Source organism: Streptomyces sp. NPDC056128, assembly GCF_042263835.1.
Taxonomy (GTDB): Bacteria; Actinomycetota; Actinomycetes; order Streptomycetales; family Streptomycetaceae; genus Streptomyces.
Window position 1 is genome coordinate 285689 of the sequence record NZ_JBHJVQ010000006.1, and the last position, 26946, is coordinate 312634.

Below are 26946 nucleotides of genomic sequence, written 5' to 3' on the forward strand. Positions count from 1 at the left end.
CCTATCGCCCCTCCTGGTCGCTGTCCGGGACCCGCGCCGCCCGCATCGGCAACCGCTCCGTCCACGGCCGTTCGGTCCCGTTCCGCCGGGCCGGCCGCTCGCTCCGGCCGCGCAACGCGTGGGCCTGCCCGTCCCACAGCGTGCCGTCGGTCCGGTCCCGTGGATCCGGGTCGATCAGCACCACACCGATCACCGTGACGCGCTGGTCGGCGAGGTGCCGTGCCACGGTGTGCAGCCAGGCGGCACTGCCGTGCCCGGCACGGACGACGAGCACGGTACGGCTGCCGAGGTGCGGCAGATCGGTCCACGCCGTGCCGGGCGCCACCGAGCCGACGCAGAGCCGGCGCTCCTGCTCCGACACGGCCGCGGCGGTGCCTTCGCCGCCGATCACGGTCGGGTCTCCCGGCTTCGGGCGGCGCCGGGCGAGCGGGAGGCCGGGCAGGGCGTCGACGACGACCACCGACTCCTGTCCTTCCTGCGCCTGTCCTTCCCGCGCCGCCAGTGCCGCCGCGAGGTCGAGGGCGATCACGCCCGTGCTGCGCGCACACCCCAGTTCCAGCAGCGACACCGGTTCCGCGGAACCGCGCACGGTGCGGGCCAGGGACGTGGTGAGCCGTGAGCGCGCCGCCCGGATCCGTCGGCGCCGCCAGAGCCTGGGCGACCCGCGGCGGGGCAGCTCCGCGATGACCGAGGCCCCGAGGTGCGCCGCGATCTCCCGGCGCAGCACGGGGCGGTCCGCCACCACGGCGCCGACCGCCGCCACCACGAGCCCGAGGACCAGCCCGAGGACGAGTCCGATCCCGGCGTTGGTGACAGCGGCCCTGGGCAGGGAGTGCCGCACCGCGCGGGGGGCGTCCACGATCTGTGTGCCGGCGACGACCCCGGGCGTGCCGGTACGCGCCTCGGCTGCCCGCTGGTCGAAGTCGGCGACGCGTGAGCTGAGTTCGGCCCGGCGGGCGAAGAGCGATTCGAGGCTCGCCGACGCCTTCGGGTCGCTCTCCGGTGACCGGTCTCCGATCGCCTTGTTGACCTCGGCGAGTTCGTCCCGCGTGCGCTCGCGCTGCTCGAGCAGGGCTTTGGACTCGGCGTCCGCGGTCTCGCGCATCCGACGGACATGGTCCGCGACGAACGCGTCGGCCAGCGCCTTGGCCCGGGCCACGGCTCGAGCGTCGCTGTCGCCCGACACGGTGATCTCGAGCAGGTTGTTGGTGAGCCCGGTGCCCCGGTAGTCCTGCATGAAGTCCTCCGCCTTCTCGGGGGACTTGAGGGCGTGCAGGGCCGCCTCGGCGATCCGCGTCGTCCTCAGCAGCTCGACGTCGGTGCGGATCAGCGTTCCGGTGTCGTTCGGCTGGTCCTCCTTATGGGCGACCAGCACTTTCGTCACCGCGGTCGGCGGTGGCGGCAGCAGGACCGCGAGCGCCCCGCCGGCCATCAGCCCCAGCATGGCCAGGGAGCACCAGAGGCGGCGGCGCCTGCGCACCGCCACCACCAGCGGCTGCAGGTCCAGCAGCGGAGCGGCGGCCGGAGAGTCCGCGGTCCTGTCCGTCGTCACGCCGTGCCTCCCCTCGCGTCGTCGCCGACCGCGATCGCCGACGCCGCGTGACGCGGAGGGCGCGCGGCGGCGCGGGCCCGGGGGGCCAGGACGGTGCCGGCGACGACGACGCCGACGACCTCATGCCCGGCGTCCGCACAGGCTTCGGCGATGCCGGCCAGCTCGCCCGTGGTCCGACTGCCCGCGGCGAGCACGACCAGGGCACCGGACTCGGCGTCGCGATCAGGCACCATCGGCCGGTCCACCGAGACTTCCGCCACCCGCAGCAGCGCATCGCTCCCGGCTTCCGCGGCGAGTTGCCCGGCGGCCCGACAGGCGGTCTCGTCGCCGTCCGGTACGACCACCAGCAGCCGTCGAGGGGCCGGTAGCCGGTCCCGGAGGCGAGCGCACACCCGCCGGTAGCGGATCCGCCTGCCGTCCTCGTCGCCGGACGCCTGCGGGGCCTGTGTGTCCCACGGCGTGTCGATGCCCAGCAGGCCGCTGATCCGGGCCCCTCGGCCACGGCCTTCCGGTCGGGGCGCGGGCCGCTCACCGGGTACGTCGACGGTACCCAGCAACTCCGAGCCGAGCGCCCCGGCGATCTCCTGGCCGGTGCGCGGCCGGCGATTCATCCGTGCGGTGACGAGATGGCCGATGACCGCGAGCAGCAGGAACAGCAGCGCCCCGCCGACGACGAGGTGCACCCGCGTCGGCGGGGCCTCGCCGGTCGGCCGGGCGGCCGGCCCCATGACGACCAGGTTGGCCTTGCCCGTCGCCCCGTCGGCCTGCTCCAGCTTGTTCATGGCGTCCGCCAGCGTGGTACGCAGCTTCGCCAGTTCGGTGCGGGCCTGCACGCTCTCCACGGTCTGTCCGGGGTCGGCCGAGTCGGCCAGATCGGTGATGCGGCGGTTGGTCCGCACGACCTGCTGCCGCAGTGCCTCGGACTCCGTGGCCGCGTCGGCACCGGTGTTGTCGCCCGCGATCCGCGCCGCGAAGGAGACGAACTGCTGGGCCACCTCGTCGGAGAGCCGCTGCGCGCGCCCAGGGGTGTCGGCCGTACCCGAGATCTTGATGATGTTCCCGTCGGTGGCCTTGGCGCCCACCTGGTCCCGCAGGTCGATGCCGTCCACGCCGCTCCAGTGGAGCGCGGCGGCCGCGCGGTCGACCACCTCCGAACTGGTCGCGATCTCCGCCTGGGTCAGCAGCTCACGCTGCTCCCACTGCCCGGGCAGGAGGACGGATGCCGACGTCGTGTATCTCGGCGGGAACAGCAAGGAGGCGCCGTAGCCGACGAGTGCGCCCACCACGGCGAGGACGGCGAAGAGCCGCCGACGCCGGCGCAGCATCCGCCCGATCGTGACCAGACGTATGGTGTCATCGCTCAACGGTGCGGCCCCCGACCCGTACTGACGTGCCGTCCGACGGCACCGGAGTGCGGCCGTCGCAGGCGGCGGCGTAGGCGGCGAGCAGCGAGCGCTGGGAGTTCCGCCAGGAGAGCTGCCCACCGATCCGTTCCTGGCCGAGCTTGCCCATCCGCTCCCGCCGCTCCGGGTCGTCGAGGAGCAGCGCGATGAGCCCGGCGAACTCGGCCTCGTCGTTGGCGGGCGCGTAGACGGCGGCGTCGCCCGCGGAGACTCTCGCCTCCCGGAGGTCGAACGAGACGATCGGCCGGCCCATCACCATGTATTCCAGGACCTTGTTCATGGTCGACACGTCGTTGAGCGGATTGCGCGGGTCGGGGGAGAGGCACACGTCCGCGGTGGACAGGTAGCGCGCCAGGTCGGCGTCCGGAATGCGCCCGGTGAACTGCACCTGCTCCGCGAGCCCGAGCCGCCGGGACAGCTCCACCATCTCCTCGAAGGTGTCACCGGCGCCGACGAACACCGCGTGCCAGTCGGTCCGGCCGAGGTCGTCGCGGAGCTTCGCGAGGGCCCGCAAGGCGTAGTCGACGCCGTCCTGCGGGCCCATGACGCCGAGGTAGCAGAGCAGATGAGGCTTGCCGTGCTTCAACTCCGGCTCGGGCGGCACCGGGTGGAACCGGTCGACGTCGGGAGCGCTGCGGACCACGAAGACGTCCGCCGGACGCCGGCCACCACGGCGCACCGCGACGTCCCGGTAGCTCTCGTTCGTGGCGATCACGACGTCCGCGGCCCGGTAGGTGAGCCGCTCCAGCGCGCGCACACCGCGGTAGAGCAGGTCCTCGCCGCGGCCGAACCGGGACAGGTACAGCTCGGGAACCAGGTCGTGCTGGTCGAAGACGAACCGCGCGCCGCGCCGCTTCATCCACAGGGCCGGCAGGAACAGCAGGTCGGGCGGGTTGCAGGCGTGGACCACGTGGACCGGGCCGACCTTCCGGGCCAGCCGGACCGTGTGCCACAACGCCGTGCCGTACTCCCGCAGATAGCCGGCCGGTCCTCCGGTGGCCGCGCGCAACGGGTAGCGGTGGATCCGCACCCCGTCGATCTCCGCCTCCGGCTCCGTGTCCCGCTTGGTTCCCCGGGGACAGATGACGTGCACCGTCCAGCCCGCGTCGCGCAGCGTCGTGCACTCCTGCCATACCCGCCGGTCGAACGGGACCGACAGGTTCTCCACCAGGATCAGCGCGCGCCGTTCCGGCCGGGCGCCGCCCGTCGCGTCATTCGACGCCGTGTCACCAAGCAAGGCCCATGTACCCCGGTTCGGCCCGGCGCGCCTCGGCGTCGGGAAGGTGGACGAGATCGACGATCACGGGGCCGCCGGCACCACGGGGCAGCGCCGACAGCACGGCCGGGTCCCTGGTCCCGACCAGGCACACCTCCGCGTGGTCGAGCACCTCCTCGACGGAGTCCGCGAGCAGCTGCGCGAGGTGCGGCAGCCGCGTCTCGATGTACTCGCGGTTCGCGCCGAGCAGCCGGGACAGGCTCACGTTGGCGTCGTAGATCCGCAGGTCGTACCCCTTGCCGAAGAGCCGCTCCGCCAGCTCGACCAGCGGGCTCTCGCGGAGGTCGTCGGTGCCGGGCTTGAAGGACAGCCCGAGCAGGCCCGCCCGGCGTTTGCCGGTGCGCTCGACCAGCTCCACCGCGCGCTGCAGATGGTCGGAGTTAGAGGGCAGCACGTGGGAGAGGATGGGCACCGAGACGTCGGCCCGCTGCGCCGCGTGGACCAGGCTGCGCAGGTCCTTGGGCAGGCAGGAGCCACCGAAGGCGAAACCGGGCCGCAGATAGGCGGGGCTGATGTTCAGCTTGCGGTCGGCCAGGAACACGTCCATCACCTGGTGCGAGTCCACGCCCAGCGCCTGGCACACCGCGCCCAGCTCGTTCGCGAAGCCGATCTTGAGGCCGTGGAACGCGTTGTCGGCGTACTTGATCGCCTCCGCCGTCGGGATCGGCACCCGGAACACCTCGCCGGGCAGGCCGTAGTACAGCTCCATCACCGCCTCGCCGCTGGCGGGATCGAGCTCGCCGATGACGGTCTTCGGCGGGTCGAAGAAGTCCCGCACGCTCGTGCCCTCGCGCAGGAACTCCGGGTTGACCGCGACCCCGATGTCCACGCCGGCCGTGCCGCCGACGGCCTTCTCCAGGATCGGCACCAGCAGGTTGAGGCAGGTGCCGGGGAGCATGGTGCTGCGGAACACGACGGTGTGCCGTCCGCCCCGTTCGGCGAGCGCGGCGCCGATCTGCTCGGTGACCCGCTCCAAGTACGTGGTGCACAGGCTGCCGTTGGGCTCCGACGGGGTGCCCACGCAGACCAGCGACACCTCGCTGTTCATGACCGCCTCGTGGACGTCGACGGTGGCGCGTAACGCGCCGCTCCGCGTGACCTCGGCGATCAGCTCGCCGATCCGCTCCTCGACCACCGGGGCCTTGCCGTCGTTGACCAGGTCGACCTTCACCTGGTTCACGTCCACCCCGATGACCTCGTGCCCGATGCTGGCCAGGCACGCGGCCGACACACAGCCCACGTAGCCGAGCCCGAAAACGCTGACTCTCATGACGCGTTCCTCCCCCCAGGCAGGCCCACCGGGCCTGCGGTCCGTGCGCCGGCCGGGCCTCGGCTCCGGCGCATCAGTAGGCCCCCTGGCCGTAGAACACCGCACGCAGCGTCTTCCACAAGATCACTGTGTCCAGGGCGAGCGACCAGTCCTCCACGTACCGCAGGTCCAGCCGGACCGCTTCGTCCCACGACAGGTCGCTGCGTCCGCTGATCTGCCACAGGCCGGTGAGTCCGGGCTTGACCAGCAGCCGCCGCCGGATGTCCGGGCCGTACGCGGCGGACTCCTCGGGTAACGGGGGCCGCGGGCCGACGAGTGACATCGATCCCGCCAACACGTTGAAAAGCTGCGGGAGTTCGTCGAGCGAGTACCGGCGCAGCACCGCACCCACCCGGGTCACCCGCGGGTCCCGGCGGAGCTTGAACAGCAGGCCGGCGCCCTCGTTGCGGTCGGCCAGCGCGGCACGCGCCCGGTCCGCCCCGGCGACCATGGTGCGGAACTTGAGAATGGTGAACTCGCGGCCGTCCTTGCCGACCCTGCGCTGACGGTAGAAGGCCCCGCCCCGGCTGTCGACCAGCACGAGCAGCCCCACGAACACCATCAGCGGCGCGAACAGCACGAGCAGGATCGCCGCGCCCGTCCGGTCGACGATCCCCTTGACCGCGCGGCGGCCCCCGGTGAAGGTCGGCATGCTGACCCGCAGTAACGGGATCCCGAGCACCGCGTCGATGTGCAGCCGGGGTCCGGCCACCTCCATCAGTACGGGCGCCACGACCATCTCGGTGTCGCTGCCTTCGAGGTTCCAGGCCAGCCGCTGCAGCCGGTCCGGCGACCAGTGCGGATCCGGTGTGACGGCGACGACGCGGTAGCCGTCGCGGTGGACGTGGCCCGCGACGTCCGAGAGCCGGCCGACGACCGGTACTCCGTCCAGTTGGTCACCGTCGTGCCCCAGGCCGTCCGTCCCCAGGCCGTCCGTCGTGCACACCGCGTCCACCCGCCAGCCGATGTGCGGGAATCTTCGGGTCCGCGTGATCAGGTCGCGCACGGTGGCCGGACTCCCGGCGGCGAGCACCGGTATCAGGCACCGCCCGTCCTTGCGCTGTCGGTGCAGCCACAGCCGCAGCACGTACCGCGCGGTCATGGTGACGAGCGCGATCGCGGGAATGGCGACGAAGATCCAGAGTTTGATGTTGCGCGAGGTGAGGGCGATCCCGCCGAGCGCCAGTACGACGGTCGCCATGAACAGTGAGCGTCCGAGCCGGCGGAATTCCTCGGCACCCTGGCCGAGCACGCCCGGGGCCCACGACCGGCTCACCGCGAGCGCGCCCAGCACCAGCAGTTCGGTGCCGAAGGCGAGAATTCCCCACTTCTCGTGCCAGTTGGCCGCGTCCCGGGCCCCGAAGAAGTTGCCGATCGCCGCCACCACGACGGCGGTCGCCACCGTATCGGTGGTGATCACGGTACGCCGATACCGCTGCTCCCAGTCGGCCGCGGGCCGGCCGACTGCCCCGTTCGCCAGACGTCCGCCCGCAGCCGGAAAAGGGCTGACTATTCCCCCTTGCCGCACAGAACCCCCCAGGTCCACAGTGATTCGACGTGTTCGCCCAACACTGTTTTGCTCCGCCGGGAGGCCCCCGCCTTCCGCGCCGATTCGGCAATGCAGAGCTACTTGAATTCGAGGCGTGCCGGTACCCACCGAAACCTTGGGTGCTCCCCTCACCCAAGCGCCCTTTCGGGCTCCAGAAATTGATCATCCCCATGTCCGGCACCCATGCCGCAGGGCCGCAACGCTGACCTGCCGAAGTGCCGGACCTATAGATCATTACTGGTCGCCTCGTGTCGAAGCACGGTCAATGTAGACCATCGGGGCTCGGTGTGAAGAGGGGATGTGTGTAATTTGTGTTCAACCTTTGAGGTTGCCTTCATTAATCGGTCACGCTTTGCGGGGCCTTCGGCGCCGCCCGGCCGCTGGCGGCGAGCTTGCGCAAATTTGCGATGCCCATCGACTCGTACTCCCTGGCCGGAAGGCACGGAATAGGCGCTGAGCTGGGGCTTCCGTGCGGCGACCGTCGGCGCGTGTCGCCGGCGACTTCGCACCGGGTTGCTCGATCCGGCTTGGCCGTGCCGCGAAGAGCGTCGCCCCCGACGGCGAACGGGCGCCCCTCGCGAACAGGGCGTGAGTACCAACATCGGCTTGAATGCGGCGTGCGAGACGCTGCACGTCGAGGGCCTCGACCTGCTGCCCGTACCGGGCTATCGCTCAGCCGCGTCGAACGCGGGAGCGAGCGGGGCCAGCGCGGCGCGGAGTTGGTCGGGCAGCGAGCCGGAGGGGACGACCAGTCCTCCGGGGCTGAGATCCCCGGCGGCCCCCTCGGCCCCGGCCGGGCGGAGCCAGCCTTCCAGGGCGATGCGTACCGCCGCGGCCACGCTCGCCGCGAGAACGCGGGCCGTGTGCTCCCCGGTGTCACCGATGCGTTCGGCGATCACCGCGGCGAGCGGGGGTTCGATGTCGGCGGTGGCATCGAGGAACGCGTCGCGCAGTGCGGTCCGGGTGGTGATGAGCAGCAGCGCCCGGGGGTCGCGCTCACCGGTGTCCGTGTACTGCTCCACCACAGCTTCGGTGACCGCGTCGGCCAGGCGTACTCCCGCGGGCCGGGTCGCGACCGTCGCCGCGATCCGTGCCTCCCGGTCCGCGGTGACGGCGGAGACGATCGCCTGCTCGCGGCTGCCGAAGTAGTTGTTGTAGGTGCGCGGGGAGACCCCGGCCGCCTCGGCGATGTCCTCGACCCGCAGCCGGTCCGGTCCGCGCTCCAGGGCCAGACGCAGGGCCGCCTCACGCAGCGCCTCGCGCGTGGCCTGCTTCTTCCGCTCCCGCAGCCCTGCTGGTGGTGTCGTCACGGAGCCAAGCCTTCCATACAAGGATGCGTGCACGCAAAATTGCGTGCACGCACTTTTGCTGTCAGTCTCGATCCACCCCGGACCGACGGAGAGGACGGCACCGTGCGAGCAAGAGGAATGACCTACGACACCGGATTCGTGGTGCGAGGCCGGCCGTCCCGCGAGCAGCTGGACCCCGCGGTCGTCCGGCGCGAGCTGGCCATCATCCGCGACGACCTGCTCTGCAACGCGGTCCAGATCATCGGGGGCGACCCGGACCGTCTTGAGCTGGCAGCCGGTGTCGCCGTCGAACTCGGCCTGGAGGTCTGGTTCTCGCCCTATCCGCTGGAGCTGGAGCCCGAGCAGATCCTCACGCTCTTCCGCGACTGTGCCGACCGAGCGGAACGGCTCCGTCGGCAGGGGGCGACAGTCGTGTTCGTCGCAGGGGTCGAGCTGAGCGTGATGAACCGCGGCTTCCTGCCCGGGCGGAGCCCCGAGGAGCGGGTCGGGCAGCTGCTCGGCCGACCCGAGGACAGGGCCGAAGCGATGCGCGAACTCGGCCTGCGCGTCAACGCGTTCCTCCGCGACGCCGTGTCCACGGTCCGCGCACGCTTCCGGGGCAGGCTCACCTACGCCTCCATCCAGTTCGAACAGGTCGACTGGACCCCCTTCGACATCGTGACGTTCGAGCTGATCCGCTCCGCCGAGGTCGCCGACGGGTTCCGGGACGCGGTGCGCACCCTCACCCAGGGCCCGAAGCCGCTCGCCCTCACCGGCTTCGGCACCGCGGCCTACCGCGGCGCGGGAGACCGCGGCGGGCGGGTGCTGGAGGTGGTCGAGCACGACCCGGAGACCAAGGCCCCTGTCCGGCTGAACGGTGTCTACGAGCGGGACGAGGCCGGTCAGGCCGCGTATCTGAGCGAACTGCTGGAGATCTTCGAGACCGAGGGCGTGGACAGCGCGTTCGTGTTCCTGTTCGCCCTGACCGGCTATCCGCACCGCCCGGACGGCGACCCCAGGGACGACCTGGACCGGGCCGGCCTGGGCATCGTCAAACTCCTCGAAGGGCGCCGGGGGCACACCTACCCCGACATGGAGTGGGAACCCAAGGCCGCCTTCGCGGCAGTGGCAGAGCGCTATCGCGGATCGGACCGATGAGTTCGCCGGTTGCCTGAGGTCTTCCTTGCGGGAGAGATGGAGGCCAAGATGTCCAATCCGATTCGGCTGTACATGTCGATGTCGCTCGACGGCTACATCGCCGGCCCGGACGACCGGCCGGGGCAGGAGCTCGGACGAAACGGTGGTCGGCTGTTCAACTGGCTCGACGACCGGGAGTCCGACGGTCCGAGCGGCCAGGTCTTCCGCGAAGCGCTGGCGACCGGCGCGCTGATCTCCGGCCGCCGGACCTTCGAGCTCGCCGGGCGCTGGCAGGGCGACCACCACGACGGCGTACCGATCCTCGTCCTCACCCATCAGGTGGACGACGGGGACGTACCGCCCGGCCATGCGCGTTTCGTCACCGATGTCGAGGACTGCGCCCGCCAGGCTCGGGCCGCCGCCGGGGACCGGCCCGTCATGGTCCATGGGGCGGGGGCGGCCCAAGCGCTCCTCCGGGCCGGGCAACTGGACGAGATGGAGATCCACCTGGTTCCGGTCCTCCTCGGGGAGGGCCGCAGGCTGTTCGACCACCTGGGTGGTGATCACATCGAACTCGACCTCGTCCGGCGGCTGGAGGATCGAGACGTCACGCACCTTCGCTACCGGGTGCGCCACCCCGAGGCGGCCGCATGAGGACGCTTACGCCGCCCGCAGTGCGGAGCGGCCCGCGAAGTGCGCCGAGGCGCCCAGTTCCTCTTCGATTCGGATCAGTTGGTTGTACTTCGCCGTGCGGTCGGAACGGGACAGCGATCCGGTCTTGATCTGACCGCAGCCGGTCGCCACCGCGAGATCCGCGATCGTGGTGTCCTCCGTCTCGCCCGAGCGGTGCGACATGACGGCCGTCCAGCCCGCCTGGTGTGCCGTGTCCACCGCGGCAAGAGCCTCCGTCAGCGTCCCGATCTGGTTGACCTTGACCAGGACGGAGTTGCCGACGCCGGTACGGATCCCCTCGCGCAGCAGCGTCTCGTTGGTGCAGAACACGTCGTCGCCGGTGAGCTGGCAGCGGTCGCCGACGCGGGCGGTCAGCTCGCGCCACCCGTCCAGGTCGTTCTCCGCCATCGGGTCCTCCATGGAGACGACCGGGTAGGCGTCGATGAGCTTGGCCAGGTAGTCGGCCTGCTCCGTGGGGGTGCGCCGCACTCCCTCGCCCGCGTAGTCGTACACCCCGTCGTGGAAGAACTCCGACGACGCCGGGTCCATGACCAGGCCGATGTCCGTGCCGGGGCGGTAGCCGGTGCGTTCGATGGCGGTCATCACGAAGTCGAGCGCCTCCTCGGCCGTACGCAGAGCCGGTGCGAAGCCGCCCTCGTCGCCGACGCCCGTGGAGTGCCCTGCGGTCAGCAGATCGCGGCGCAGGGTGTGGAAGACCTCGCTCCCCATGCGGACGGCCTCGGCGAAGGTGTCCGCGCCCACCGGCGCGATCATGAACTCCTGGAAGTCCAGCGGATTGTCGGCGTGGGCGCCGCCGTTGACGATGTTCATCATGGGCAGCGGCAGGAGGTGCGCGTCGGCTCCGCCCAGGTAGCGGTAGAGGGGCTGGCGGCGGGCTGCCGCGGCGGCCTTGGCGGCGGCGAGGGAGACACCGAGGATCGCGTTGGCCCCGAGCCGGGACTTCGTGGCCGTCCCGTCGAGGGCGACCAGCGCGCCGTCGAGGCCCGCCTGGTCCGCCGCGTCCCGGCCGCGCACGGCTGCCGCGATGTCGCCGTTGACGTGGGCCACGGCGCGGTCGACGCCCTTGCCGTGCCAGCGCGCGGAGTCTCCGTCGCGCAGCTCCACGGCCTCCCGGGCACCTGTCGAGGCCCCGGAGGGGACAGCCGCGCGCCCCAACGACCCGTCCGTCAGGACGACGTCGAACTCGACGGTGGGATTGCCTCGGCTGTCGATGATCCGGCGGGCGGTGACGGTCTCGATGACGGCGGCGACGTCTTCGGCTGCCTGTGCGGACATGGGAGGTCCTTCCCGTTGTCGTGTGCCGCGGCCCGGCTGCGACGACGCTGGCGCTGAGCCCGACAGCACGGACACTACAGCAATGCTGAACAGTTCTGCTGCTCAGTTCTGCTGTGCAGCATAGCTGTGCACTCTCGCTGTGCAGTACTGCTGTGCAGGTCAGGTGCACAGCAATGCTGGTCAGCGGGATAAAGTGCCGTATGCCCACCTCGGAAGCCGCCGCCATCGCCGCCGAACTGCGCACCGCGATGGGGAAGCTGACCAGACGCGTCAGGCACGAGGACCGCATTCCGCTGGGTCAGATCGCCGTGCTCGGCGCACTCGACCGCGCCGGTGCCATGACCACCAGCGATCTCGCCGCGGACCAACGCGTCCGCCCCCAGTCGATGGCCCGGGCGGTGGGTCTGCTCATGGAGAAGGACCTCGTCACCCGCCGCGCGCACCCCACCGACGGCCGCAAGACGCTGGTGGAGCTGTCGGATGCGGGCCGGGCCGCGCTCGAAGCGGAACGCAACCGCAGGGCCGGCTGGCTCGCACAGGCCATCGACGCCGGCCTCGATGACGAGGAACGGGCGCTGCTGGCCCGGAGCACCGCGCTGCTGGAGCGGCTCGCGGACTACTAGGGCGTGCATCGAGAGTCGGCCCCGGCCCTGGTCAGGCTGCTTTCGCGTGCTCACCGGCCAGGGAATGGACGCAGCAGCGTGAGCAGTTCGCGCGGGCGGTGCAGCGGAATGATGTGGCCGCAGTCCTCGATGACGTGTCCGGTGAGATCGTCGGTGACCGGGCGGAGCTGGCGCTCCAGCGCGGCGCCGACGGGCCGGGCGCCCACCGCCATCGTCGGCACCGTCAGGCGGGTGGTGGCGACCGCCTGCTCGATCTGTACCGCGCTCTCGGGCAGCGCCCGGTAGTACGAGAAGGCGCGGCTCAACGCCTGGCGGCCGGTGTATGCGCGGACGAAGGCGTCCCGGAAGGCGGGGCGCACCCCGTCGCCGAGCGTGCCGGCGCGCAGAAACCAGTCGACGTAGGCGGCCTCGTGGCCCTCCAGCACGGTCTCGGCGAGGCCGGGCGCGGCGGAATGGAAGCCGAACCACCACGGCGGCCCGTCGGCGAGGAAGTCCTCGGCGCCAGGCAGCGTGCCCAGCAGGGACTCCATGACGACCAGGCGCCGGACGAGACCGGGGCGACGCAGGGCGAGGAGGAAGGCCGGCGGGGTACCCGCGTCGATGCCCACCACCGCGGCCGAGGACACGCCGAGCGTGGTGAGAAGCGCCGCGGCGTCCTCGGCCAGGGTGCCAGCGTCGTACCCGGAGGCGGCCCGGCTGCTCGCGCCGAACCCGCGCAGGTCCGGCGCGATGACGCGATAGCTGCCGGACAGGTCGGCCATCACGTCCGTCCACAGCTCCCAGGTGTGCGGGAAGCCGTGCAGCAGCAGTACGGCCGGGCCCGATCCGGCGAGAGCGACGTTCAGTTCGACACCGTTGACGGGGACGCGCCGCAGTTCGGGCATGGAGAGGCTCCAGGTGTGTGGTGAGGAATGGTGACCAGGTCACGCTAGGGAACTATCCTGGTCCGTCCAAGACGGCACTTTCCCTTCAGGAGGTGAGCCCTGAGTGACCACATCGAGGCCCGGCGAACCCGGCCGGCGGCCCGGTGAGCGGGGTGATGTGCTGGATCCGCGCTGCCCGGCCCGCCAGTTGCTCGACCGTATCGGCACCAAGTGGACGTCGATGGTGGTCAAGGTGCTGGCCGAGGAGGCTCCGGACGAGCTCCGTTTCGCGGAACTGCGGCGCCGTATCCCCGGCATCTCACAGAAGATGCTGTCCGTCACCCTGCGGAGCCTGGTCCGCGACGGGCTGGTCGCGCGCCGAGTGGAACCCACCGTCCCGCCCGCCGTCCACTACCGGCTCACCGAACTCGGCCTGTCCCTCGAAAGACCGCTTTCCGCCCTGCGGGTCTGGGCCGAGACACACATGCCGGAGATCGACCGCAGCAACCAGCTCGCCTACGAGTCGTCCCCCGGCTAGATCGCAGGCACCCCTTGGACCACACCACCAGGAGGAACCGGTGTCATACCCCCAACTGCGCACTCCCGAGGAGAAGCTCGCCGACGCGAAGAGGCTGTTGAGCATCCCGCGTATCGTCGTGATCTGCGGCTCCACCCGCTTCATGACCGAGATGAACGAGGCCGAGCTGCGGGAGACCAAAGCCGGAAGGATCGTCGTCAAACCGGGCTGTGACATGAAGTCGCCGCACGAACTCTGGTCCGATCCGGTCGAGGCCGAGGCGCTGAAGGTTCGACTCGACGCTCTGCACCGGGCGAAGATCCGGCTCGCCGATGAGGTGCTCGTCGTCGGCGACTACGTCGGAGACAGCACCCGAGCCGAGATCGCCTACGCCCGGTCGCTGGGCAAGCCCGTGCGGTTCACGCACCCCGAAGTCGACCCTGACGCCTGACCGCCCGCCCTCCTGACCGTCTTGCTGTGGCTTCGTCCGCCGCCCGCCCCGCCGGTCAGCGGGTGCCCGACCGGCCGGGGCACCCGCTCCCTTCGGCACCGTCAGACGGCCCCGCGAACCCGTTCGCCGACCCTCTCCTCGGAGCCGAGAGCCCGCAGTATCTCCTCGACGCTCTGCTTGGCGTCGCCGAAGAGCATGCCGCTGTTCTCCCGGAAGAACAGCGGGTTCTGCACGCCCGCGTAGCCGGAGGCCATCGAGCGCTTGAAGACGATGACGTTCTCCGCCTCCCAGACCCGCAGCACGGGCATGCCCGCGATGGGGCTCGACGGGTCCTCGGTCGCCGAGGGGTTGACCGTGTCGTTCGCGCCGATGACCAGCACGACCGACGTGTCCGCGAAGTCGTCGTTGATCTCGTCCATCTCCAGGACGATGTCGTACGGCACCTTCGCCTCGGCAAGGAGCACGTTCATGTGCCCGGGCAAACGCCCCGCGACGGGGTGGACGCCGAACCGGACCTCGATGCCGCGCTCGCGCAGCCGCCGCGTCAGCTCCGCGACCGGATGCTGGGCCTGCGCCACGGCCATGCCGTAGCCGGGAGTGATCACCACCGAGCGCGCCCCCGCGAGCAGCCCGGCCGCCTCGTGCGCCCGAATCTCGCGGTGCTCACCCTGCTCCTCGTCCCCGCTCGGCGGAGCTTCCATGCCGAAGCCGCCCGCGATGACGGAGAGGAAGGAACGGTTCATCGCCTGACACATGATGTAGCTCAGATACGCACCGGAGGACCCGACCAGGGCCCCGGTGACGATGAGCAGGTTGTTGTCGAGCAGGAACCCGGCGGCCGCCGCGGCCCACCCGGAGTAGCTGTTGAGCATGGAGACTACGACGGGCATGTCGCCGCCGCCGATGGAGGCCACCAGGTGCCAGCCCAGGGCGAGCGCCAGGACCGTGACCGCCACCATCAGAGGCAGGCTCGGACTGACGGTGAACCAGACCGTGAGCACGGCGAACAGGGCCAGCGCGCCCAGGTTGAGGGCGTTCTTGCCGGGCAGCGTCAGGGGCCGGGACTTGATCCGGGCGGACAGCTTCAGGTACGCGACGACCGAGCCGGTGAAGGTGACCGCGCCGATGAAGACGCCGATGAACACCTCGGCGTGGTGGATGCGGATCAGATCGGCGGCGATCCGGGTCTGCGAGCCGTGGGCCTCGACCTCCAGGTAGCTGTTCCAGCCGACCAGCACGGCCGCGAGACCGACGAAGCTGTGCAGTACCGCGATCAGCTCCGGCATCTGCGTCATCTCCACGCGCCGCGCCTGCCACAGGCCGATCGCGGCGCCGATCACCGTGGCGAGCAGAATCAGCACGATCGGACCGGCGGAGACGCTCTGCGCCGAGACGACGACGGTGGCGGTCAGGGCGAGCGCCATCCCCGCGATGCCGTAGACGACGCCGGCGCGTGAGGTGCGGTGCTGGGACAGGCCGGCCAGGCTGAGGACGAACAGCAGGGCCGCCACCAGGTCGGCCGCACGGGAGGCGGTCATGGACGTCATCGGGACTCGCCTCTCGAGAACATGGACAGCATGCGGCGGGTGACGGCGAAACCTCCGAAGATGTTCACACTCGTCAGCAGGATCGCCACGAAGGACAGCACGGTGACGAGCGCGCTCTCGTGCCCGACCTGCAACAGGGCACCGATCACCACGATCCCCGAAATGGCGTTGGTCACCGACATCAGCGGTGTGTGCAGGGAGTGGTGCACCTTGCCGATGACGTAGTAGCCGATGACCACCGCCAGCGCGAACACCGTGAGATTCTCGGCCAGCTGGGCCGGCGCGAAGGCGATCGCGAAGAAGGTCGCCAGCATGCCGAGGCCGATCAGTGCGAAGCGTCCGGCCGGGGTGAACCGGGACGCCTTCGCGACCACCGGCGTGGCGGTCGGCGTCTCCGGCGCGTTCTCGGTCGCGGCCGGAGCCGCCGAAACGGCCACCGGCGGGGGAGGCCAGGTGACCTCGCCCGCACGGACCACGGTCACGGCCCGCTGCACGACGTCGTCGAAGTCGATGACGAGCCGTCCGTCCTTGCCGGGGGTGGACAGGGCGAGCAAATTGACCAGGTTGGTGCCGAACAACTGTGACGCCTGGGCGGGCAGCCGGGAAGCCAGATCCGTGTAGCCGATGAGGGTCACCCCGTTGTCGGTCACGACACTCCGGCCCGCGACGGTGCCCTCGACGTTGCCGCCCTGCGCGGCGGCCATGTCGACGACGACACTGCCGGGCCGCATCGCCGCCACGTCGTCGGCGGTCAACAGGCGCGGGGCGGGTCGCCCGGGGATCAGCGCGGTGGTGATGACGATGTCCACGTCCCTGGCCTGCTCGTGGTAGAGCTGGGCCGCGGCCCGGTCGTAGTCGGCCGAGGTCGCCTTGGCATAGCCGTCGGTACTCTCCTCCTGGGCACTGCCGACCGCGAGATACTCGCCGCCCAAGGACCCGACCTGATCGGCGACTTCGGGCCGCGGGTCGGTGGCGCGGACGATCGCGCCGAGACTGGACGCGGCCCCGATGGCGGCGAGCCCCGCGACACCGACCCCGGCGACGAGAACCTTCGCGGGGGGTACCTTGCCCGCGGCGGTGACCTGTCCGGTGAAGAAGCGTCCGAAGACGTGCGCGGCCTCGATCACCGCCCGGTATCCGGCGATGTTCGCCATCGAACTGAGTACGTCCATCGACTGGGCCCGTGAGATCCGCGGCACCGCGTCGAGGGCGAGCACCGTGATGTCACGCGTGGAGAGCGCCTCCAGCAACTCCGGCCGCTGCGCCGGCGCGATGAGGGCCACCAGCGTGGCTCCGTCACGCAGTTCGGCGATCTCCTCGCCGGACGGCGGGTTGACCTTCAGTACGACATCCGCGGCCCAGGCCTCGCCGAGGCTCGCCCCCGCCTCCGCGTAGGCGTCGTCGCCGAACCCGGAGGCGGCGCCGGCCCCCGACTCGACGACGACCTGGTAGCCGAGGCCGAGCAGCAGGCGAACCGTGGCCGGCGTCGCGGCGACGCGAGTCTCTCCGGGTATGGACTCGGCGACGACGCCGACGCGTTGAGGCGGATGATGGGTGGAGTGGTGTCCAGTCATGTCCAGTCTCTCGTCAAGGCGTTGTTGCGGAGTTCCGTACCCAGGCGAGGGCGACCGGGCACCGAAATCGTTGATCTCGGACCAGCACGATCGGAAACGGGGGAGCGGACGAGGGTCCCGCATGCCGGTCTCCTGCCTCGTGCCTAATCGCCGGGCATCGGGTACCCGGGTCCCGGCGAGCGGAGCGCGGCGCCCGGGGGAGCAGCGCACGCCCGTCACTCGTACCGTGACAGACGGGAAACCAGTACGGAGGGACGATGAGCTTGACGACGGGACGGACGGTCGTGGTGACCGGGGCCAGCGCCGGGATCGGGCGGGCGACGGCCCGCATGTTCGCCGAGCGAGGTGACCGGGTGGCGCTGCTCGCCCGGGGCAAGGCGGGCCTGGAAGCGGCGGCCGCCGACGTGCGGGAGGCCGGCGGGCAGGCGCTGCCCATTGTCACCGACATGGCGGAGTGGGACCAGGTGCAGGAGGCGGCCCGTCGCGTGGAGGAGGAGCTGGGTCCGGTCGACGTATGGGTGAACAACGCCTTCACCGCCGCTTTCGGCAGGTTCACCGACGTTCCTCCGGACGAGTTCCTGCAGGCGACGAGGTCGACGTACCTGGGATACGTGCACGGCACCCGGGCGGCGCTTGATCACATGCTGGCGCGGGATCACGGCGCGATCGTGCAGGTCGGCTCCGCGCTCGCCTACCGCGGCATCCCCTTGCAGAGCGCGTACTGCGGTGCCAAGCACGCCATCCAGGGCTTCACCGAATCGCTGCGTTGCGAGCTGCTGCACGACAAGTCGTCCGTCCAGGTCACGATGGTGCAGATGCCCGCCGTCAACACTCCCCAGTTCTCCTGGCTGCGCACCCACCTGCCACGGCACGCCCAGCCGGTGCCTCCGATCTACCAGCCGGAGGTCGCGGCCCGCGCCGTGCTGCGCGCCGCCGACCATCCGCAGCGGCGCGAGTACTGGGTGGGCGCCTCCACGGTGCTGACGCTGCTCGCCAACGCGGTCGTACCGGGGCTGCTCGACCGGTACCTCGCGCACACGGGCTTCGACGCCCAGCAGACCGACGCCCACACCCAGCGCGAGGGGCGCGGCAACCTCTGGGCGCCCGCCGACGCGGACGAGGACTACGGCGCCCACGGCGTCTTCGACGACCAGGCGTACGCCCGCAGCCCGCAGACATGGGCGAGCCGCCATCACGTGGGCAAGGCCGTGGCCGCCGCGAGCCTCGCCGGGGCGGGCTATGCCGCTCTGCGCCGCCGAGCCCGGTAGGAATCAGGTCGGAGAGGCGCTTTCGTCGTAGACGGGGATCTGCGACTGGATCTTGAAGGTGATCGACCCCGCCTCCTCGAACCGCAGGGTGAACGTCATGAAGTCGCCGCCCCTGATGGTCTGACGCACGTCCTGCAAGACCAGATGGGCCTTGCCCTGCTCCATTTCGACGAGCTCGTTAGCCGGGAGATCCACTCCGTCGGGAAGCCGCTTGCCATCGGAGTCCACGATGTTCACCGCGGAGGCGTTCGGGGTGTCGGCACCTATGAGCCTGTCGTCCTCGCCACCCTTGTTGTACAGCCACACGTACGCGGGGACATCGTCCCCCGGCTGCCACGGCCCGCCGCGTGGCTCGGCCACATGCGCGTATCGGATCATGATGTCGTCGACGCGGGCGTTCTGGCCCGGCGCGTCCCACTCCGGCAGGGAGAACTCCTCGTCCCCGCCGCATCCGCTCGTGGCCATGGCCAAGGCAAGCGCGGCGACAGCGAGGATGGGCCGGCTGCGCAGTGCGGAAAGGGCCACCATGGATCGCTCCTCTTGCCAGTCCGCCGTTCAGCCGTTCTGGCGGTGTCGCGGGTGATGGTCGGCGGATGGCGTCCGCGAGGTTCCCCGGGGCCGGAGCCCCGAGGAACTCGGGGCTGTCTTCTCAACCCCTGAGCGGCGAGTAGCCCCCTTGGGGTGCCTTACACCCGTGCATCCGCCCCGAGTGACCAGTCGGTGCCCTCGTCCCCGGCGGCCGGCGATGTCGGGACCAGCACCGTCTGCACGGCGGGCCCGACGAGTTCGATCAACGTCTCGCGCTCCGCTCCAGTGAGTGCTGGGACACCGACGACACCACGTCCGACCATGAGTCCGACGAGCATCGACGAGACGATCCCCGCCCGGAGCGTCGCGTCGGCGACGGCCCGCGAGGTGACCGCGTCCACGAGCAGCCGCTCCTGGAGGAACTCGCGCAGCTGCTCGTTCGCCTGGTCGTTGACGATGGCGCCCCGGAGCATCGCCATCAGCGGCTCGGAGCTCCGGACGTCCCCCTCCCACACGTCGAGGAAGGCGCGGACGACGCGTTCGCCCAGGTGGTCGTCGGGCCCCTCGAACGCGGCGCTGAAGCGCTGCAACGCGTCGGCGGGAACGGCCATCACGGCGGCGAAGAGTTCGTCCTTCGAGCGGAAGAACTGCATCACCAGCGACGCGTCCACCCCTGCGTCCGCCGCGACCCGCCGGATCGTGGTCGCGGTGTAGCCGTCGGCCGCGAACCGGGCGCGGGCCGCGTCGAGGATCGCCTGCCGGGACATGTTCGTTCCCGGCCGACGTCCGCGGCGCGCGGGGGAGGCGGGATTCGTCTGCGCGGTCATGCTCCGAAACTACCTGCAAGCCAGAATCTCAACGCGTGTTTATTTGATGGACCCGCAGGCATATGCTCGCGCTGTCCGCGGAGCCACCCGCAGGCGGAGAGATGCGGGGAGCTCACTATGAGTGATGACCGCAAGAACTACATGCCTTCCCACCCGCTGGAGCCGGGCGCCAGGTACGGCATCCTCAGCATCCGCGAGTACACCCCCGCAAACAGCGGACGGCACATCATCCACACCGGAGGGGAGCGCGCGTCGTACCTCCAACTCCCCTTCAAGAACGTGTGACGTGGACGGCGCTGCGGGCCGCCGGCTCTCAGCCGAAGATGTCCAGGACGTCCAGCGGGGAGCCGTCGTGGGTGGAGCGGGCCCGCATCGGGCGCGGCTCCGGGTAGTTCGCCGCCGCGGCCTTCGCGCGGACGATCTCCGGCCCTCCGCACGCCTCGACCGCGAAGGCGCCGAAGACCTTGGCGAAGGCGGCCGGGTCGCGGAACTCCACGCCGAACGCCCGGCCGTCCAGCAGCGGCACCCACACGACCCGGTCGCACCGTATCCACTCCAGGACCGGCTGGTCGTCCGCGGTGGACCGCCCCTCCAGCCACAGCCGCGCCACGTGCAGCAGGTTCACCTCCTCCATCGGCAGCCGCTTGCGCCGTATCCGCAGCTCACGCGCCGTCAGCTCGACGCGCTGGTCCTTCTTCGGATACCAGACGACGCCGACCCCGAACGGCACCCACAGCAGGATTCCGATCATCGGCCAGACCAACGCGTCGCCCCACGACCGAAGCAGCCCGCCGTCCAGCAGAGACAGGGCCCCGAACACCAGAACCCACTTCGCCGTCATCCGCCAGAACCCCGTGCCCTGCCGGTACAGGACCCGCCGCTTCCTCGTCATCGTCATGCCCGCACGCTATCCGCGGCCCCACGGCCCCGACAAAGCCGACGGGCTAACCGGTGGCGGTGGCCGGGTCCTTGGCGGCGGGTTCGGTCGCCCGCTCGCGGCGGGTGCCGGCGAACATGGCCGTGAGCGCGGCCCCGAGGAGGGCGGGGATCACGAAGGCGTAGAAGCCGGCCTTCGGGGAGCTGATCATCACGGTGACGGCGGCCAGGTAGCTGGGCCCGACGATGGCGCCGATGCGGCCGACGCCGAGACTGAAACCGAGTCCTGTCCCGCGCAGGTGGGCGGGGTAGGAGCGGGCGACGAAGATGTTGACCAGGTTCTGGGTGCCGAGCGCGCCGAGACCGGCGACGGCCGAGGCGATCAGCAGCACGGGCCGGGACTGGGGCGTGCTGAGGGTGATCATGGCGACGGCGGCGAGGACGAAGCTGGTCACGGTGGCGGCCTTGAGGAAGCCGCGGTCGGCGATCACCGCGGCTCCGATGGTGCCGATCACGGCTCCGGCGTTGAAGGCGATGGCGAACTCCAGGGACGAGCTGAGGTCGTAACCGGCCTTGACCATCAGGGTCGGCAGCCAGGTTCCGGCACCGTAGACGAGCACGAGACCGGTGAACGTCGCGGCCCAGAACAGCAGCGTCGCTCTGCGATATTGCGGGGTGAGCAGCTGTCCCAGCCGGTTGGCGGACACGTCCCGGACCTCGTCCGACAGCACCGGAGCGGTGGCCGCGGCTCGCGGCTCGGGGGCGTCCTCGGCCTTGGCGGGTACCAGGCGCCACACGAGGGGGACGAGGACGAGCGGCAGCACGCCGAAGAGGAAGAGGCTGCGGAAGTCCCAGGCCGGCAGCAGCGCCCGGCCGAGGATGCCGGTGGCGATGCCGCCGATGGCCACGCCGGTCAGCGCGGTGCCCACCTGGAGCGAGCGCCGCTCGGGGGTCGCCGACTCGCTGACGTAGGCCGTGACGAGGGGGATGAGGGCGCCGAGCCCGATGCCGGTGGCGAACCGGGTCGCGGCGAAGAGCTCCAGGCTGCCGGCGGCGGCACTCAGGAGCATCCACAGGGAGAGCCAGGCCAGGCTGATGACCATCGGCAGGCGGCGTCCCCAGAGGTCTCCCGCCCAGCCGGCGGCGATGGACCCCAGCGGCATGCCGAGGGCGGTGAGGCTGCCGAGCAGGCCCAGGGTCGACTTGGTGACGTCCCAGTCGGGGTGGGCCAGGAGGGAGGGGCCGACCGCACCGAGGATGAAGAGGTCATAGCCCTCGATGCACAGGATGACCAGGCCGAGGGCCACGGCCGTGCGGGGGCGGGCCGTGGATCCGGCCGTGCCCGGGGTGGTGTTCATGTCCGTACTCCTCAAGGGGCTGCACGAGTGGTGTGCACGCCGGTGCGCGGGGCGGCCGCGAGGAAGGGACCCGACAAGCGATGAGGCGAGGCGCCGTCGGCGGGAACGTGCTGCCGAGGGGCGGAACGGCGCAGACGCTGTGCTGGTGCGCAGAGGCTGCCGCACAACCCGGCACGGATGAGGAGTGTGGCGGGCGACGCTGTCGGGATCGCGGGCTTGGTGTCCCCGGCCGCGCCTGACGGCGCGGGGGCGGCACATGCCGTCGGTGAAGCGTCGCTGAGCGTCGCCTTCGGCGAGAATTCCACGGCGCCACCCCGAGGGCGGGGGCCGGTGGCAGTGGGCCACCGGACGCCGACAGGCGCTGCCGTGAACTGGCTGCGATGTTGAGGGGTGCGGCGACAGGTGTCAATACCCTGAGTGCACACTCCGGTCAGACGGACCGCTGACTGTTCTCCGCGGCCTGGAGGCTGGTGTTGTGCTCGTGGATGAGCCGCAGGGCCTCCTCGCGGTCACGTCGGTCCACGGCGTCGACGAGGTCGCGATGCAGTGCGTGCCGGTGCGCGATGTACTCGCCCAGCGGTTGCTCACTGGTCGGCAGCACGGACAGGGTGTGCGACTCGATCAGGTCCAGCAGGCCGGTGTAGAGCGAGCTGAGCAGCGTGTTCGGGCTGATCGCGGCGATCGCCGCGTGCAGCCGCCAGTTGGCGTGGACGAAGGCGACCGGATCGGCCGCGTCGACGGCCTCCTCCATGGCGCCGATGTGCCGGCGCAGTCCGGCGATGTCGGCCGGCGAGGCGTGCCAGAGGGCGTCCTCGATCAGCAGGGGGTCGAGGGCGTCGCGGATGCGGACGGCGTTGGCGACGTCGTCCTGCTGTGCGTCGAGGGCCAGGACCGAGTTGCCGAGGCGGACCATGGGCGGCTGCTCGGCGCTGAAGAGGCCGCCGCCCGGTCCGGGCTTGACCGTGACCAGACCACGGGCCTGGAGCAGGCGCAGCGCCTCGTTGAAGGTGCCCACGGACACCTCGCACAAGGTGCGCAGCTCCTCCTTGGTGCCCAGGCGTGCGCCCGGTTCCACGGTCTCGATCAGCGCGGCCACCCGGTCGGCGGCGCGCTCGGCCCGTCCGGAGACCGCCTGCCGCCCTGCTCCGTCGCCGCGGACCGAGACCCGGGGCGCGGCGGGGCCGGCCGCGGCGCTGCGACGCAGGTCGGCACGGCTGTCGGCATCCTCGGGGCCCGGCACGGCGCCCGGGCGCCGTGCACGGTACGGGGTGGCACTCACAAGCATCTCCTCATTGATCGCCATATTCATCATGTTCATTTTGCCGATAGGTCTTGACGGTGTGCTTCACGTGAGCGCAACATCAGAGTAATCATCATGCTGAATAGCGGGTGGGGGCAAGGGTCCGTTGTCGCTGGCGGATCCGCCGCTCCCGTCGGCTGGTGAGCACGTCCCGGCGCGGGCACTTCACCGGTGCCGCCGCGGGGACTCGCTCCCGTCCGTAGTTTCTGGAGTCACATCATGCGTATCGCCAACCTCTCCGGCCGTCTGGCCCTCCTCGTCGACGGCAAGGCCGTCGATGTCGAGGATGCCAGTCGCGGCCTCTTCTCCGCGGAGCCGCAGGCCGTCTACGAGCGGTGGGCGGAGTTCAAGATCTGGGCTTCCTGCGCCGACCTGCCGGCCGGGAAGCCGTTCGAGCCGGCCGAGCTCGGCTCGCCCGTTCCCGCGCCGCGGCAGACCCTGGCGATCGGCTTGAACTACCGTGATCATGCCTCCGAGTCCGGCTTCGTGGCACCGGAAGGGCTGCCGCCGGTGTTCACCAAGTTCGTGACCAGCATCAGCGGGCCGGTGACCGAGGTGAAACTGCCCGCCGACGGCAACACCGACTGGGAGGTCGAGCTGGTCGCCGTCATCGGGCAGCGCGCCGAGGCGGTGTCCGAGGCGGACGCCTGGAAGCACGTCGCCGGTCTGGCCGTGGGCCAGGACATCTCCGAGCGTGTGGTGCAGCTGGCCGGTCCCGCGCCGCAGTTCAGCCTGGGCAAGTCCTACCCCGGCTTCGCCCCGATCGGGCCCTGGCTCGTGACGCCGGACGAGTTCGACAACCCCGACGACCTCGAACTGAGCTGCGCGATCAACGGCGAGGAGGTCCAGAAGGGCCGCACCCGTGACCTGATCTTCTCCGTGCCGGCGCTGATCGCCGGGCTCTCCGCCGTGCTGCCCCTGCTGCCCGGCGACGTCATCTTCACCGGCACCCCGGCCGGCGTCGGCCTCGGCCGCGACCCGCAGCGCTTCCTCGTCGCCGGTGACGAACTCGTCACCACCGTCGAGGGCATCGGCGAGCTGCGTCAGACCTTCGTCGCCTGAGCCGCAGGGTCCGACGGACAAAGGAGTCAAGGAGCCCCTCATGGCACTGCACCGTCTTACCTCCATCACCATGGGGGTCCCCAACGTCGCCGAGACCGCCGCCTACTACACCGACTTCGGTCTCGCCCCGGACACCGACGGCTGGTTCACCACCCAGGACGGCGGACGCCAGCTGCGGATCGTCCACGCGCCGACCCGCCGTCTGGTGGAGGTCCGCATCGGCGTCGACACGCCCGACGACCTCGCGGCCGCCGCCTCCCGACTGAAGCGGATAGGCACCGAGAGCGTCGTCGAAAGCGGCACGCTCACCGCGTACGACAAGGCCACCGCCGTACGCGCCGTCCTGGAGGTCACCCCCCGCCTGGTCCAGGATCCGGTCCCGGCCACCATCTACAACGGTCCCGGCCGCTTCGATCGGGTCGGCGGGCGCGCTCCGGGCATTCTGCGCACCGACCCGGTACGGCCCCGCAAACTCGGCCACGCCGTCATCGGCACGACCGACCTCGAAGCGACCGCGGGGTTCTTCCGCGACGGCCTCGGCTTCAAGGCGTCCGACTACATCAAGGACCACGGGGCGTTCCTGCGCTGCTCCACCGACCACCACAACATCCTGGTCCTGGCCGCGCCGGTCGCCTTCCTGCACCACTCCTCCTGGCAGGTCGACGACATCGACGAGGTCGGACGCGGCGCCACCGCGATGCTGGAGGACAACCCCGAGCGGCACATCTGGGGCCTGGGCCGCCACCACGCGGGCTCCAACTTCTTCTGGTACCTGAAGGACCCGGCCGGCAACTTCAGCGAGTACTACTCCGACATGGACTGCATCGTCGACGACCAGTTGTGGACGCCGGAGGTCCTGGAGGGCGCCAAGGGCCTGTTCAACTGGGGGCCGCCGCCCCCGCCGTCCTTCCTCGCGCCCGAGGATCTCGCCGCCCTCATGACCGGCACGCACAGTGAGTCGAGGTAGAGCCGTGAACAGAAGCGCTTCGAAGGTGTACGACGTCGCGATCGTCGGATTCGGACCTGTTGGCCAGATGCTGTCCCTGCTGCTGGGCCGGGCCGGACACGACGTCGTCGTGCTGGAGCGCTGGCCCAGCCCCTACGACCTGCCCCGCGCCGTGCACTTCGACCACGAGATCGGCCGCATCTTCCAGGCCGCGGGCGTGGCGGAGGAGGTGCGCGCGGTGACCGACCCGGTGCCCGACCACTACGAGTGGCGGAACGCGGCCGGTGAGTCGCTGGTGCGCATCGACTGGTCGGGCAACGGCCCCTCGGGCTGGCCCACCGCCAGCTTCTTCTGTCAGCCGCAGCTCGAAGCGGTCCTGGCGAAGGCCGCCGAGAGTCAGCCGACGGTCACCGTGCGCCGCGGCTGTGAGGTCACCGACCTGCAACTCGGCGACGATAACGTCCGGTTGACCACCAGCGGCACCGACGGTGCCGGTGAGGTCCGTGCCCGCTATGTCATCGGCGCCGACGGCGCCAACAGCTTCGTCCGTTCCGGCATGGCCACCACCGTCACCGACCTCGGCTTCTTCTACGACTGGCTGATCGTCGACACCCAGCCGCACGAGCAGGCCGAGTGGTCGCCGATGAACTGGCAGCTGTGCGATCCGGAGCGGCCCACCACGATCGTGTCCGGCGGCCCGGGCCGACGCCGCTGGGAGTTCCTGCGCCTGCCGCACGAGAGCATCGAGGAACTCAACACCCTCGAGGCGGCCTGGCATCTGCTGGAGCCCTGGGGCCGCACGCCGGAGAACACGACCATCGAGCGGCACACCGTCTACACCTTCCAGGCCCGCTGGGTCGACCGCTGGCGCGAGGGCCGCCTTCTCCTCGCCGGCGACGCGGCGCACCAGATGCCGCCGTTCGCCGGACAGGGCATGTGCTCCGGGATGCGCGACGCGATCAACCTCGCCTGGAAGCTCGGCCTCGTCCTCGACGGCCGGGCCGCCCCCGACCTGCTGGACACCTACACCTCCGAGCGCAATGAGCACGTCCAGCACGCCATCGGCATGTCGATGGCCCTGGGACAGGTCATCTGCGTCCTCGACCCCGACGACGCGGCGGCCCGCGACAAGCGGATGATCGCCGCCGGCGCGGACCCCCGGACCGCGTTGCCGCCCACACCGCCACCGGTCCTGGGCGACGGAATCCTGCAACGCGGTCCCGACGGCAGGCGTGCCCCGAACGTCGGCCACCTGACCCCGCAGTACCAGGTCACCCACCAAGGCCGTACCGCCCTGCTGGACGACCTCATCGGCGGCGGCTTCGCGATCCTGACCGACAGCGTGACGCCGCTCGACGCCCTGGACGCCACGGACCGGGCCTTCCTGAGCGGCATCGGTGCGAGTCTCGTCGCCCTGTACGAGCACGACGCCCCCGTGGACGGCTATCTCGACGCCACTGGCGGCTACCTGCCCCACATGCGGGAACACGGTCATGCCGCTGCCGTGGTGCGGCCCGACTTCTACCTGTTCGGCGCCGCCACCGACGGACCGGGACTGCGCGACCTCGTCGGGCAGTTGCGCGAACAGCTCCAGCAGCCCGCGGCCACCGCCGGCCGCACTCCCGCGCCGGCTCCCCTCACGTCCGTCACCGGCCAGTAGGCGCCCGCACCACACGGGGTGCGACCACACACCGCGGCGTACGGACCACCGCACGGTCCGACC

General features: G+C 71.0%; 25 protein-coding genes. 10 read left to right on the forward strand and 15 right to left on the reverse strand.

All coding sequences use genetic code 11. The annotated features are described in order from the left end of the window. Position 1: 1 nt before the first annotated feature. The 6 genes from ACFC1X_RS16030 to ACFC1X_RS16055 form a co-directional block, all read right to left on the reverse strand. Complete coding sequence (locus tag ACFC1X_RS16030) at positions 2 to 1552, reverse strand: Wzz/FepE/Etk N-terminal domain-containing protein (protein WP_376353667.1); 1551 nt, start codon at positions 1550 to 1552, stop codon at positions 2 to 4. Further along, positions 1549 to 2916, reverse strand: a complete 1368-nt coding sequence (locus ACFC1X_RS16035; protein WP_376353670.1) for a Wzz/FepE/Etk N-terminal domain-containing protein — start codon at positions 2914 to 2916, stop codon at positions 1549 to 1551. Before ACFC1X_RS16035 ends, ACFC1X_RS16030 begins: the two co-directional genes overlap by 4 nt. After that, positions 2906 to 4192, reverse strand: coding sequence for a glycosyltransferase family 4 protein (locus ACFC1X_RS16040; RefSeq protein WP_376353673.1), 1287 nt, complete (start codon positions 4190 to 4192; stop codon positions 2906 to 2908). Before ACFC1X_RS16040 ends, ACFC1X_RS16035 begins: the two co-directional genes overlap by 11 nt. Further along, entirely contained in the window at positions 4182 to 5501 is a 1320-nt protein-coding gene (locus ACFC1X_RS16045) for a nucleotide sugar dehydrogenase (protein WP_376353676.1), read from the reverse strand. Before ACFC1X_RS16045 ends, ACFC1X_RS16040 begins: the two co-directional genes overlap by 11 nt. 73 nt (positions 5502 to 5574) lie before the next feature. Continuing rightward, complete coding sequence (locus ACFC1X_RS16050) at positions 5575 to 7068, reverse strand: sugar transferase (RefSeq protein ID WP_376353679.1); 1494 nt, start codon at positions 7066 to 7068, stop codon at positions 5575 to 5577. 686 nt (positions 7069 to 7754) lie between these two features. Next, positions 7755 to 8399 (reverse strand): TetR/AcrR family transcriptional regulator, encoded by a 645-nt coding sequence (locus ACFC1X_RS16055; protein WP_376353682.1) that lies wholly within the window; start codon positions 8397 to 8399, stop codon positions 7755 to 7757. Positions 8400 to 8516: 117 nt separating this feature from the next. On the opposite strand from ACFC1X_RS16055, the gene ACFC1X_RS16060 reads away from it, so the two are divergent. Together ACFC1X_RS16060 and ACFC1X_RS16065 are read left to right on the forward strand one after the other, a co-directional pair. Beyond that, a complete protein-coding gene (locus ACFC1X_RS16060; RefSeq protein ID WP_376353811.1) occupies positions 8517 to 9536 on the forward strand; it encodes a hypothetical protein in 1020 nt (339 codons plus the stop codon). Positions 9537 to 9584: 48 nt separating this feature from the next. Further along, on the forward strand, positions 9585 to 10169 hold the full coding sequence (locus tag ACFC1X_RS16065) for a dihydrofolate reductase family protein (RefSeq protein WP_376353684.1): 585 nt from the start codon (positions 9585 to 9587) through the stop codon (positions 10167 to 10169). A gap of 6 nt (positions 10170 to 10175) precedes the next feature. Here the strand turns inward: ACFC1X_RS16065 and eno are convergent, their stop codons facing one another. Next, entirely contained in the window at positions 10176 to 11483 is a 1308-nt protein-coding gene (gene eno, locus ACFC1X_RS16070) for a phosphopyruvate hydratase (RefSeq protein ID WP_376353687.1), read from the reverse strand. Between the two features lie 200 nt (positions 11484 to 11683). Between eno and ACFC1X_RS16075 the strand changes: the two genes are divergently transcribed. Further along, complete coding sequence (locus ACFC1X_RS16075; protein ID WP_376353689.1) at positions 11684 to 12106, forward strand: MarR family winged helix-turn-helix transcriptional regulator; 423 nt, start codon at positions 11684 to 11686, stop codon at positions 12104 to 12106. Positions 12107 to 12156: 50 nt separating this feature from the next. On the opposite strand, the gene ACFC1X_RS16080 is transcribed toward ACFC1X_RS16075, so the two are convergent. Further along, a complete protein-coding gene (locus ACFC1X_RS16080) occupies positions 12157 to 12990 on the reverse strand; it encodes an alpha/beta fold hydrolase (RefSeq protein ID WP_376353691.1) in 834 nt (277 codons plus the stop codon). A gap of 103 nt (positions 12991 to 13093) precedes the next feature. Between ACFC1X_RS16080 and ACFC1X_RS16085 the strand changes: the two genes are divergently transcribed. Then, positions 13094 to 13507: a winged helix-turn-helix transcriptional regulator gene (locus tag ACFC1X_RS16085; RefSeq protein ID WP_376353694.1), complete on the forward strand. Its 414-nt coding sequence runs from the start codon at positions 13094 to 13096 to the stop codon at positions 13505 to 13507. A gap of 40 nt (positions 13508 to 13547) precedes the next feature. After that, on the forward strand, positions 13548 to 13937 hold the full coding sequence (locus tag ACFC1X_RS16090; RefSeq protein ID WP_376353697.1) for a hypothetical protein: 390 nt from the start codon (positions 13548 to 13550) through the stop codon (positions 13935 to 13937). Positions 13938 to 14038: 101 nt separating this feature from the next. Here the strand turns inward: ACFC1X_RS16090 and pntB are convergent, their stop codons facing one another. Next, entirely contained in the window at positions 14039 to 15484 is a 1446-nt protein-coding gene (pntB, locus tag ACFC1X_RS16095; protein WP_376353700.1) for a Re/Si-specific NAD(P)(+) transhydrogenase subunit beta, read from the reverse strand. Beyond that, a complete protein-coding gene (locus ACFC1X_RS16100; protein WP_376353703.1) occupies positions 15481 to 17058 on the reverse strand; it encodes a Re/Si-specific NAD(P)(+) transhydrogenase subunit alpha in 1578 nt (525 codons plus the stop codon). Before ACFC1X_RS16100 ends, pntB begins: the two co-directional genes overlap by 4 nt. A 257-nt stretch (positions 17059 to 17315) precedes the next feature. Between ACFC1X_RS16100 and ACFC1X_RS16105 the strand changes: the two genes are divergently transcribed. After that, the gene (locus tag ACFC1X_RS16105; protein WP_376353706.1) at positions 17316 to 18326 is read left to right on the forward strand and encodes an SDR family oxidoreductase; all 1011 of its coding nucleotides are present in this window, start codon (positions 17316 to 17318) and stop codon (positions 18324 to 18326) included. Between the two features lie 3 nt (positions 18327 to 18329). Here the strand turns inward: ACFC1X_RS16105 and ACFC1X_RS16110 are convergent, their stop codons facing one another. Continuing rightward, positions 18330 to 18854, reverse strand: a complete 525-nt coding sequence (locus ACFC1X_RS16110; protein WP_376353708.1) for a copper chaperone PCu(A)C — start codon at positions 18852 to 18854, stop codon at positions 18330 to 18332. A 158-nt stretch (positions 18855 to 19012) separates the two neighbouring features. Then, positions 19013 to 19681 (reverse strand): TetR family transcriptional regulator, encoded by a 669-nt coding sequence (locus tag ACFC1X_RS16115; protein ID WP_376353710.1) that lies wholly within the window; start codon positions 19679 to 19681, stop codon positions 19013 to 19015. Between the two features lie 117 nt (positions 19682 to 19798). Here ACFC1X_RS16115 and ACFC1X_RS16120 point away from each other — a divergent pair, with 117 nt between their 5' ends. Then, complete coding sequence (locus ACFC1X_RS16120) at positions 19799 to 19966, forward strand: hypothetical protein (protein ID WP_376353713.1); 168 nt, start codon at positions 19799 to 19801, stop codon at positions 19964 to 19966. A 28-nt stretch (positions 19967 to 19994) separates the two neighbouring features. Here the strand turns inward: ACFC1X_RS16120 and ACFC1X_RS16125 are convergent, their stop codons facing one another. The 3 genes from ACFC1X_RS16125 to ACFC1X_RS16135 all read right to left on the reverse strand — a co-directional run bounded on the left by ACFC1X_RS16125 (position 19995) and on the right by ACFC1X_RS16135 (position 23194). Next, positions 19995 to 20579 (reverse strand): hypothetical protein, encoded by a 585-nt coding sequence (locus ACFC1X_RS16125; RefSeq protein WP_376353715.1) that lies wholly within the window; start codon positions 20577 to 20579, stop codon positions 19995 to 19997. A 46-nt stretch (positions 20580 to 20625) separates the two neighbouring features. After that, positions 20626 to 21915, reverse strand: a complete 1290-nt coding sequence (locus tag ACFC1X_RS16130) for an MFS transporter (protein WP_376353718.1) — start codon at positions 21913 to 21915, stop codon at positions 20626 to 20628. Between the two features lie 430 nt (positions 21916 to 22345). Continuing rightward, complete coding sequence (locus ACFC1X_RS16135; RefSeq protein ID WP_376353720.1) at positions 22346 to 23194, reverse strand: FadR/GntR family transcriptional regulator; 849 nt, start codon at positions 23192 to 23194, stop codon at positions 22346 to 22348. Positions 23195 to 23434: 240 nt separating this feature from the next. Between ACFC1X_RS16135 and ACFC1X_RS16140 the strand changes: the two genes are divergently transcribed. From ACFC1X_RS16140 to ACFC1X_RS16150, 3 genes are read left to right on the forward strand one after another with little or no spacing between them, the layout of a single operon-like run. Then, the gene (locus tag ACFC1X_RS16140) at positions 23435 to 24277 is read left to right on the forward strand and encodes a fumarylacetoacetate hydrolase family protein (protein ID WP_376353722.1); all 843 of its coding nucleotides are present in this window, start codon (positions 23435 to 23437) and stop codon (positions 24275 to 24277) included. Between the two features lie 40 nt (positions 24278 to 24317). After that, positions 24318 to 25244 carry a VOC family protein gene (locus tag ACFC1X_RS16145; RefSeq protein WP_376353724.1) on the forward strand — a complete coding sequence of 309 codons (927 nt, stop codon included), beginning with the start codon at positions 24318 to 24320 and terminating at the stop codon, positions 25242 to 25244. Positions 25245 to 25248: 4 nt separating this feature from the next. Beyond that, the gene (locus tag ACFC1X_RS16150; protein ID WP_376353727.1) at positions 25249 to 26883 is read left to right on the forward strand and encodes a bifunctional 3-(3-hydroxy-phenyl)propionate/3-hydroxycinnamic acid hydroxylase; all 1635 of its coding nucleotides are present in this window, start codon (positions 25249 to 25251) and stop codon (positions 26881 to 26883) included. The last annotated feature ends 63 nt before the right edge of the window (positions 26884 to 26946 follow it).